The 8,746-nt window shown below is 33.8% G+C and carries 5 protein-coding genes; all 5 read right to left on the bottom strand.

Going from position 1 to position 8,746, the window contains the following annotated elements:
* Positions 1-6: 6 nt before the first annotated feature.
* Positions 7-1,260 (bottom strand): TlpA disulfide reductase family protein, encoded by a 1,254-nt coding sequence (locus tag OM075_RS20360; RefSeq protein WP_301192396.1) that lies wholly within the window; start codon positions 1,258-1,260, stop codon positions 7-9.
* Positions 1,261-1,266: 6 nt separating this feature from the next.
* The gene (locus OM075_RS20365) at positions 1,267-2,130 is read right to left on the bottom strand and encodes a hypothetical protein (RefSeq protein ID WP_301192397.1); all 864 of its coding nucleotides are present in this window, start codon (positions 2,128-2,130) and stop codon (positions 1,267-1,269) included.
* A gap of 11 nt (positions 2,131-2,141) precedes the next feature.
* Positions 2,142-3,701, bottom strand: a complete 1,560-nt coding sequence (locus OM075_RS20370) for a RagB/SusD family nutrient uptake outer membrane protein (RefSeq protein ID WP_301192398.1) — start codon at positions 3,699-3,701, stop codon at positions 2,142-2,144.
* A 12-nt stretch (positions 3,702-3,713) separates the two neighbouring features.
* Positions 3,714-7,250 (bottom strand): SusC/RagA family TonB-linked outer membrane protein, encoded by a 3,537-nt coding sequence (locus OM075_RS20375; RefSeq protein WP_301192399.1) that lies wholly within the window; start codon positions 7,248-7,250, stop codon positions 3,714-3,716.
* A 125-nt stretch (positions 7,251-7,375) separates the two neighbouring features.
* Complete coding sequence (locus OM075_RS20380) at positions 7,376-8,443, bottom strand: FecR family protein (protein WP_301192400.1); 1,068 nt, start codon at positions 8,441-8,443, stop codon at positions 7,376-7,378.
* Between the last annotated feature and the right edge of the window lie 303 nt (positions 8,444-8,746).

The following is an 8,746-nucleotide window of genomic DNA, read 5'->3' on the forward strand; positions in this document are numbered from 1 at the left end:
GTATCACTAATAACCATAAATTCTCGTTAAGATTAGGTCTAAGTCAAAACCACGAATTCCGGTTTTGTATATCTTTTTATCCGGCGTAATTAATATGATATTTGGAATAGCCAGAATATTATAAGCCTTTAGTAACTCGCTATTGTATTCTACCATATACTGAGGCCAGGTCATTCCCTCTGCATCAATAGCTTTAAGCCACTGTTTTTTCATTGCAGAACCATCTAACGAAATACCGATAACATCAAGATCTTTATATTTATCTTTTAATTGTTTTAAATGCGGAATTGAAGCCCGACAAGGATGACACCACGAGGCCCAGCAGTCTATTAAAGTATAACGCCCCTCTTTAATTGGTGTACTCAACAATAAAGAATCTCCGTCTGTAGAATAAACCATACCATCAATAAATGGAGCTCCAGGTTCAACTTGTTTACATCGTTTGGCTAATGTTTTCAACTTGCCGATTTGCTCCGGAGTATAAGTCTTTTGCTCTTCAAGTAATGAAATCCAGCTTTCAATCTTTTCTGATGAAGGTATCGCAAAATCTTCAGGATAACGGTTTCCATGAGCACGGCTTTCATCAAACCATTCTTCGTAATGATAGTCCATTGCAATAGATGCCAATACAAAATCATAACCCAATTCCGTATCGGCATATCTTTGAATATATGCTTCCTTTACTAAATCTCTTTGAAGTAATAATGAATCCAACTGAGCTTGCATTTGCAACATCTCATTATATTGAGACGCTGACATATTTTCTACTGCAACTTCCGGATACTCAAGTTTATTAGTTACTTCAACCGCCTGAGATACTATTGGTCTGGTATCATCTAAAAATGAATTATAAATCTTATTCATTTCACCCCCTTGAACAGACATTCTTTTTAAAGAAAAATCCTTATTGTCCAGATAAAACATTAAATCTTTATAATTCCCTGAGCAAGTAATGGTTGCATTTTCAATATAGAGTAGGTCACTTTTAAATTGATCTGCCAATGAATCATTTGGTCCAATAAAATACAAACGACATAATTTAGGCTGATCCTGCTTTCCTATAAATTCAAACTTACCATCAATGAATGGAACGGTGTCCTCTTCATAAGTTTCATAGTCCTGCAAAATTGCATACCCCTCACCTTTTATTCCTGTAAAGTTACCAGTAAGCTTAAATGAAGTTTCTTTTTTACTACTGTTACACGACAGCAAAAAGAAAGCTATTGCCCCTAAAAAGGGGCATATACGATTTAATTTCATTAATATCTAGTTATAAATTTCAATATTAAACTCATCATTTAAAATGCTTTTTAAAGCTTCCATTTTGGTAATGATACGATCATAACTACCATACATAGCTCTAAAATCATCTTCTGTATAAGAAAACATATATCTTAAATATGTTTGTAAATCATTCGACCTGTTAAAACTGGAATAATCAGAAGGCGCCTCTAAAAAACCATTGATTTGATCTGTTTCTGTAAATGTTGGAAAGGCATTCCACATATCATCATAAATAAATGAAGACACAGTAAAAAATTCCTTTAGCTCTGTTACATAATTGGTTGACAATTGCAATCCCAAATACAGAGAAAGTACAGAGTTGGCAAGCTCAGTTTTCTCCCAATCTTCTTTAGAAAGAATATCGCCAACAGTAATAACCGTTGTTTTTAAACTTGGTTGAGTGGCTATTGGTGTAAGTATTTCATATCCCCAACTCATATCTGATGACATGAAATCTTTTGCCAATAGAACAGAATATGGAGGCGGTACTGATCCCAATCTTTTAATAACACCTTCACTTACAAATTCAGCAGCAGCCTTTTTCTCATCAATATCTTGAATCTTTTCTACAATATACTCTAAACCAGTATGATTTACTGTGAAGTTATAGTCAAAATTTATAACTATCGTATCTTGTGTATCTACATGAATGGTATCACTAAATAGCAGGCGCACATCATTTTCTGCAAAAAATTCACGTTTTAGTTCTGCTTCTTCACTCATATTATCTTCCGCAGGAAGAAAATAATCAACATCAGCTCCTGATGGAGTTAGCTCATCTTCTTTTTGACAAGAAAAAAGCATCAGACACCCCATTAGTCCTATAAGAAATATATTTTTATTCATTGTTTTTTTTATTAATAATTTACAGAATCATAAGGTTCTCTGGCATTTCTTTCATTACCTTCTGATGCATTATACTCAGACTCATAAACAGGTAAAGGTAATGTCCACGCAGGATCATTTGGTTCCAGTTTATAATAATCCACACGTACCAAATCATAATAACCTAATTTTACTACAGCTGAAGAATAAAGTGTTTTGGTTTGAGGATAAGCTGTATTAGCCTGATAACGTCTTAAATCAAACCAACGATGTCCTTCCATACATAGTTCTTTTCTGCGTTCATCGCGAATAAAAGATACCAACTCCGTCCCTGTTTGTGCTACAGATTCGAAACTTGAAATTTCGATACGATTCTTTAATAAACTTTCTATTGCAGCCTGAGCATTCATTGTTTCACCTTTTACAGCATAAGCTTCTGCCAGGTTTAACCATGCCTCAGCAGTTCTTAAAGTAAAACAATCTGACAACTCAGTATGCGAAGACATTCCATCACTATATTGCTTATCGTACAATGGAATCCCCGGATACATATCGTTGATATGAAAGAAATTAGTCTTTCTTAAGTCATTGTCGGCAAAACTATTATACAATTCAGAACCCACAATAAACTGACCGGTTCCAAATTCAGGCCCGGTTCCCCAAGGATCATATTCAAAAATATTTTCTGCAATGATATTACCACCCATTGAAAACAAAACACTACGATTTTCTTCACTAAAAAGGTTGGTAGCAAATGAATTTAAATCTTCAACTTCAGGAGCTTCGTCTAAACACTTCTGTGCCCACACAATAGCATTATCATAATCTTGCATATATAAATACACTCTGCTCAAAAACAAACAAATCCCGGCATGATTGATTCTGTATATTGATTGCTGAGGAATATCTCTTAATGCCTCTTCGGCACTATTTAAATCACTTAATATTTGAGCATATACATCCTTTAAATTTGCCCTTTTAAACGCACCAATTTCAGTATAGCTGGTTAATTTTAAAGGAATACCCAAAGTTTGATCGGCCAAAGCAGGTTGATAAGCATCTCCAAATAAATTAACTAACAAAAAGAAATCTGTTGCTCTGTTAAATAAGGCCTCTCCTTTAATTCTGCGGGCCTGCATTTTAGCTTCCTCATCTTTGGCTTGTAGTTTATCTAATTCGTCAAGTACTACATTTGCAGATACAATACATTTATATATACGAGTCCAGTCCAATGCATCATCATACACATTACTACCATCTATTCCCAAACTCACCTGACGTTGCCATGTATAATAACCAAATAAATCTATTGCAGAATTGGGATATATGCCAGACTGATAAGCTGCATCTGTAACATGATCCAATTCATCAGCCATAAAGTGTACATATGGTAGATAAGTTCCTGTTGCATCACTAACTCTAACTGATGTGGTACGTTGAAGATAAACTTCTCCCAAAAGAAGTTCATCCAAATCATCCAAACTATTGATATAAGACAAGTCCTGCGAGGTCTCTTCCAGATAATCATTACAGGATGTAAATGAGAATCCTGCAACCACTAATAACAGATATATAATATTTAATTTCTTCATACTTTAATACACTTAGAATGTTAGACTTAAACCTAATGAATAAGTAGGTCTTTGCGAAAGCTGAATTTTATCAAAACCACTTTGAGTAGGAGTCTGTCCTTTTAAGGCTTTATCCGCAATGGTAAATAAATTACTTCCTGATAGCGTCACTTCAGCTCTTGTTAAATGAAGTTTTTCCAATAATTTATCAGATAATCCATAGGTTAAACTCAAATAAGTACACTGTAAATAATCAGCACTAACCACCCTGATATCTGAATAATTATATTGTTCCCAGCTATTATTGGCTACTAATTCATTTGTTCCCCAATTATAACTATCCGTTGACCAGTGGTAATCATAACCATCACCATTCCATGGTATATAATAATCTATAACAGCAGGAATATTGGTAGTTAATTCATCTCCTGGCTGTCTCCATCGGCTAATTAAATCACGATTCAAATTATATTGTGAAGAATAGTTATTTCCATATGGATAAAACTTCAACAAACGTGTTTTGGCACCTAAGCTATACGAAAAGTTTGTGTTTAATCTCCAGTTTTTATAGCGTACAGAAGTATTAAAACCTCCGGTTACATTAGGATCTCTACGCCCTGACTTTACCAATACTTTGGTGTAGGTATCGTACTTACTTAAGTGAGCAATACTAGCCAAATCACCATCATCAAACAACGGACCTCCATCTTCAGGACTTAATCCTGCAAACTTATATGAATAGAAGGTTCCAATAGACTCTCCTTTAACAATGGCAGTACCATTTAAATAATCCTCGCGTTCATAAATATCTGCACCAACATTAGATTTCATGGTATTATCAATTCGGGTTAACGAGCCGGAAATTGACCAGAACCAATCTTTGCTTCGTAATGGAATAATGGTTAAATCAACAGAATAACCTTCATTGGTAATATCACCTGCATTTACCATATATGAAGTATGTCCGTTGATTCCTGATACCGGACGTTCTACAAAGGCATCTTTTGTTTCTTTTCTAAAGTAAGTTAGTTCTGACTGCACTCTGTTATTAAACAAACCAGTATTTAAACTAACATTTATAGATCTAGTTTTTTCCCACTTTAAAAATGGATCCGGATATGAACTTATTGTTGATGTATATTCACCGTAAGATGAATTAAAAGCACCTGAACGTATGATAGTTTTAGGAGACATTCCATCAATCATATTCCCCTGAAACCCATATGAGGTTTTTAGGCGCATATAATCTATTGAAGTACTTTTAATAAAACTTCCCAGATTATACATAAATGATGCAGACCAAATTGGTAAAACTCTGTTATTACTCTGATCACCAAATTTATTTGAGCTGTCAAAACGCATATTACCGTTTACTGTAAAATTGTCTTTATAGCTATACGATGCAGAAAGATACTCCGATAAAAGATTTGTTAGATCATCAGTTATTACAGGAACATTTTTTCTTAACCATTCTCCGTATTTTGTATATGTATTAATATCAATGTCTGAAGCATAGGATTTACCACGATCTTTCATGTAACCACGCGTAAGAACATTGAAACCATCATACTTAGTTGAATTAGCTTCTAAACCAAATGATGCATTAATATTATGCTGTAACTGAGAGCCAAAATACTTATTTACATTACCTTGTATACGAGCTGTATAAGCATTATTTCTAGTATAATCCTTACCTAACTCACCCCCATAAACTAACTCTCCATAATCAGGATCTGCATCCATCATATCATTACTTCGTCTTAAATCTGCAGCATAAAAAGTATCTTCACCCCACCAACTCTCTATCTCGGTATTGGATGATGTCATAGAAACGATCGATTGAAGATCAAACCAATCTGTAACTTCAAGATTTAAATTAGCTCTGGCCGTAATAGAGGAGTTGTTTTGCTCCATTCCACTATTATCCAACTCATTCAAAATATTGTATTGTAAAGCACCACTATATTCTGTTGCTCCTTCATCATAAAAATAATATTCACCATTTTCATCATAAGCAGGAATTACTCTACTTGTGTTATAAGCATAATCAGCAGGTGAAAGTCTATCCTGATAATAATTGTGTGTTCCTGTATTTGCTAAAATATTTACTCCTACAGATAGCTTATTAAACTTATGCTGCAAATCCATAGAAGCAGTGTAACGATTTAAATCATCGGTTTTATTTACACCCTGATTATTAGTATACCCTACTGAAGCACGATAGGTTGTATTTTCATTACCTCCTGAAAAGCTAAGAGAATGACTATGTGACCATGCATCACGCATCAATAAATCAAACCAATCCGTATTATTTGTTTCTAATTTAGCAACCTCTTGCTGATAAGTTTCAAAATCAATTTGTCCGCGATATAATTGTAGTGTTAATGCCTCGTAACCATAAGTATTACCTGTAGCTACATACATATGATTATCCTGCATCAATTCACGTGAAAACTGAACTCTCTCTTTAGAGTCCATCAAATTAATAGATTGATCTGTATATCTTGGTCGTACACGTACAGAAGTACTTCCTGAATAGTTAACCTCCAGTTTACCTGCTCTACCTTTTTTGGTGGTAATCACAATAACACCATTGGCAGCTCTTGCTCCATAAAGCGCAGTTGCCGAAGCATCTTTTAATACGTCAATACGTTCAACATCCTGAGGATTAATACCAGAAATGGCATTACCAATTCTGTTGATATAATCAGGGTCGTTTAATTCTGCAGGGGAAACATTAACAGGATCAGATAGCACCACACCATCTACAACCCACAAAGGCTCTCTGTTACCCACTAATGTAGAAACTCCTCTTACTCTTATCCTAGGTGTTACTCCCACTTCTCCGGAATTAAAACTAACACTTAAGCCAGGTATTTTACCTGATAGCATTTGATCTACACTGATGGCTTCAGTTTGCATCACCTCTGAAATATCTAACGAACTAACTGCACTAGTCAGTTGCTTTTTATCAATTACTTGATACCCTGTAACTACAACTTCCTGAGTCAACTGAACATCCGATTGCATTTTAACTGATAAATCCTGACCTTCCCATTGCACATCTACATTCTTCATTCCAATAAATGAAATATGTAAATTAGCTACTGAATTATTATAGCCTTTTGATAAGGTAAAATTACCCTCTGCATCACTAATTGTTCCAACTCCGGAATCTTTAATAATAATACTGGCTCCCGGTAAAGGCGTGCCTTCATCATCATAAATTGTTCCTCTAACAATCTCTGATTTAGGCTTATGCTTTATAATTAATGTGTTTTGGTCAATTTCATACGTTAAATTTGTTTGTTGCAAACAATATTTAATGATTTCACCAATCTGAGCGTTATCGAAATGATACGTTTTTTCAGGAATTCGTTTAATGTCATCATTACTGTAAACAAAATTAATGTTTATCTGCTTATTCAATTCATTAAACAATTCGTATGGCGTAACCTCCTTTAAATGAATGGTCAACCGCTCACTACTTTGCGCCGACACCCTAAATATAAGGACGTAAGAGACCAGGAGCAATAATATTGCCCTTTTAGTTAGTACAATCTTTGTCATTTTGTTTTTGTAAAAAAGGTTTAGGAATTATAACCTGATTTCAATTAAATTTTAGGATTCAAAACGCTTATAAATCATAAATTTTAATTGACTTCCGATTGTTTTATTATTCCATTGATTAATATTTAATGTATGTGCACAACATTCTCTTTATAACTAAAATCTACTTTCTCCACTTTTTCTATGATCGAAAGCAACTCTTTTAGGTTTTTCTTTCTACTTACATTTATGGTAAACCTGATATCTTTTAATTCCGGCTTATCAAATTCAATATTGATATCATAAATTCTTGATAAACTGGCCATAATCTCTTCCAATGACTTATCGGTATAAATCAGGTTTCCATTTTCAACCGCACTAACGGTTAATTTGTTAAGGTTATTCACAACTATTTCTCCAACTTCGGCTACTTCCGTTCTCATATTAGGCATCATCAATACCTTGTTGTCTTTATTACTCACTTCAACTTTACCTCTTACCAGTGTAACTATTGTTTTAGCTTTTTGCCCGTAATCCATAATCTTAAATTCGGTACCTAAAACTTTAACTTGCGATTGACTGGTTTTAACCACGAAGGGTGAATTTTCATCGTGTGCAACCTTAAAATATCCTTCTCCCTGTATTTTAACACTTCTGTTTGATGCGCTAAAATCTTTTGGGATCATTAAAGATGACTCTGAATACAAATGAATGATCGTTCCTTCACTTAAACGAACATCAATTTCACCACCTCTTGGTACCTTAAGATTTGTATATGTTGAATCCTGAACTTCCACATAAGATACATTCTTAACTTCTTTAAACTGTCCATCATTTGATTCAATTACAGCCTTTGCTATTCCAGTCTGTATTGGCGGAATATCATAACTATTTCTATTTAGCTGATAAATAAATAAACCTATGATAAAAATTGCAGCAATACTTGCGGCAGAATAGATCCAGCCAATCTTTCGTGTTTTTATATTAGCTCGTTTACTAAATTGCTCATAAGATTTACTTGCTTCATCTTTATGATTACTTAATATTGCTTTTTTTAAAAAAGCCTCAGATTCTATTTCTTTTAAAAGATGCTTATTGGCTTCTGATGCATTAATCCACCCCTCTACTTCTGCATATTCATCATTGCTAAGTGGCTGTTTTAATACATATTTTGTAAGCAATACTTTTATATGATCTGATAATGGAAAATTCATTTGATCTATGATTTTATTTATATAACACTCAATTTTAGATATGGGGTAATGAAAAAAGTAACTTTTTTTCAAAAAAATATATTTTTAACCAGGGAGGGAAATTAAAATACCAGCGCGAAGGATTAGAACCCTCTACAAATAGGGACTCTTAAGTAAAAAGAATAATAAATTCAAGAAGGTGTTTTAAACTATCTTTCATGTAGTGATTGGGAGGATGTAAAATAAACACTGTCTGTAAGCAACAAATTATTAATATTGTGACTTATGGCAGAAAAGAAAAAAGAATCCCCAGAATATATTGCA

The sequence above is a fragment of the Plebeiibacterium sediminum genome, from assembly GCF_026013605.1.
Lineage (GTDB): Bacteria > Bacteroidota > Bacteroidia > Bacteroidales > Marinilabiliaceae > Saccharicrinis > Saccharicrinis sediminus.

Coding starts and splice junctions, on each gene's coding strand:
- OM075_RS20375 (WP_301192399.1), bottom strand. CDS start 7,250: ATGACAAAGATTGTACTAACTAAAAGGGCAATATTATTGCTCCTGGTC.
- OM075_RS20360 (WP_301192396.1), bottom strand. CDS start 1,260: ATGAAATTAAATCGTATATGCCCCTTTTTAGGGGCAATAGCTTTCTTT.
- OM075_RS20370 (WP_301192398.1), bottom strand. CDS start 3,701: ATGAAGAAATTAAATATTATATATCTGTTATTAGTGGTTGCAGGATTC.
- OM075_RS20380 (WP_301192400.1), bottom strand. CDS start 8,443: ATGAATTTTCCATTATCAGATCATATAAAAGTATTGCTTACAAAATAT.
- OM075_RS20365 (WP_301192397.1), bottom strand. CDS start 2,130: ATGAATAAAAATATATTTCTTATAGGACTAATGGGGTGTCTGATGCTT.